This window comes from Ruegeria sp. F5 (assembly GCF_056533845.1).
Map to the genome: position 1 here is coordinate 1 of NZ_JBQFOU010000063.1, position 1,836 is coordinate 1,836.

Genomic DNA, 1,836 nt, shown 5'->3' on the forward strand with positions numbered 1-1,836 from the left:
TCAAATCCTACTCCCGCAACCACTTTTACCGAACAAGCCGCCGCAAGGCGGCTTTGTTCGTTCTGAACCAGGCCAATCATCGCGGCCAGGGCACCCTCCAGTTCGATCTGCACGCCATCCCGTTCATGTTGGATCGTAACACGTTCGATCAAGTCCCGAATGATCTCCAAAGCCGCTGTGCGGATAGACGGATCCGATAGCGCCTGTGCCAGATCAGTGACCTTGGAGCGATAGAGTTCAGACAGATTTGGGTGCAGTCGCACCGGCGAGGGCGCGGGCTCAGACAGCTTTGCATCCAGATCGGCGATCTGCGCTTCGAGCTCTTCGAGCCTGGCTTGAAGCCCGGGCGTACGAATGCCCTCTGCGATTGCATCATAAAACCCATTCAGTTTGCGCGCAGCTTTGTCCCGCTCGGATTGTAGACGGGTCCGCGCTACCACCGCTGTGCTGGCTTCTGAGTTGGCGGCTTCGCTGAAGGACTTGATAAAAGCGGCTACTGCGTCGGGCTGCATCAGACGCTGACGAAGCAAATCCAGAACAGCGTCTTCCAGAACATTGCGGCGGATGGATTGCTTGTGCGCGCAAGTGTCGAGTTTGCGAGCGGCAGAGCAGGCAAGGTAGTCGCGTCCGACTGTTGCGAGTGGTCCTCCGCAGGTACCGCAGAATGCAAGACCTGTCAGAAGGTGCTTTTTGCGACGCTTCTCCCAAAACCGGGTTTCTTTGATGGCTTTGATACGGGGATCAGCCTCGATCTCACCTTGCCGCTGTTTGACCGCCTCCCAAAGCTCATCCCCGACGATCCGCAACTCGGGGACCTCCGTGATGATCCATTTGGAGGGATCGTTGAGACGGGAAACACGTCTGCCGGTCTCGGGGTCCTTGATATAGCGCAGCCGGTTCCAGACGAGGCGGCCGACATAAAGCTCGTTGTTGAGAAGGCCCGTCCCACGCACTCGGTGCCCTCGAATGGCGGTGTCACGCCATAACTTGCCACGGGGACCGGGGACACCCTCTGTGTTAAGGCGGCGCGCAATGGCTTTCGGGGAGTGCCCTTCGGTGAAGTCATGTAATACCCGTCGGATAATCTCAGCTTCCGCTGCGTTGATCATTCGTTCTCCCGTGACGGGTTGGCCGTCGGGTCCAAGACGCCGGACGACGTCGTAACCATAGCTGTTGCCGCCGCCGGAACGGCCAAGCTCGACCCGCCCGCGAAGACCACGCCGGGTTTTGTCGGCCAGGTCTTTGAGGAACAGTTGGTTCATGGTGCCTTTGAGACCTACGTGCAATTCGCTGATCTCGCCCTCAGCCAGTGTCACTATGCCAACTCCTGCAAAGCTTAACCGTTTGAAGATCGCCGCGATATCCGCCTGGTCTCGGCTCAACCGGTCCAGCGCTTCCGCCAAAATCAGATCAACCTGTCCTTCCTGTGTAGCATGGAACAGGGCTTGCAGACCGGGGCGCAACATGGAGGCGCCGGAGACCGCACGATCAGAATAGGCGTCAATAACAGTCCATCCTTCCCGCTCAGCACGCTCCCGGCACAGTCGCATTTGGTCATCGATGGATGCGTCTCTCTGCATTTGGCTGGAGAAACGGGCATAGATTGCAACTCGGGTCATCGCCGGGCCTTTCTCTTCTGGTTGATCAAAGCCGCGTAGTCGCGGCCCGCTTCAATTGTCTGGGCGTGGATGTAGTGGCGCTCGGCGGTTCCGAAGCTCGTATGCGCAAGAATTGGTCGAATTAGCTTGGCGTGTTCCGGAGAAGAGCGGGCCAGGGTTGTCGCGGCAGCATCCCGAAAGAAATGCGGTGGAATACGGCGACCCGTCAGCTTCAGTG

At 58.5% G+C, this 1,836-nt stretch carries 2 protein-coding genes; both read right to left on the reverse strand.

The features are described 5' to 3' along the window. On the reverse strand, positions 1-1,619 hold a 1,619-nt coding region (locus ACR0K1_RS25515; protein ID WP_480852308.1), incomplete at its 3' end, for a recombinase family protein. After that, the coding region (locus tag ACR0K1_RS25520) for a hypothetical protein (protein WP_480852309.1) at positions 1,616-1,836 on the reverse strand (221 nt) is incomplete at its 5' end. The genes ACR0K1_RS25515 and ACR0K1_RS25520, both read right to left, overlap by 4 nt.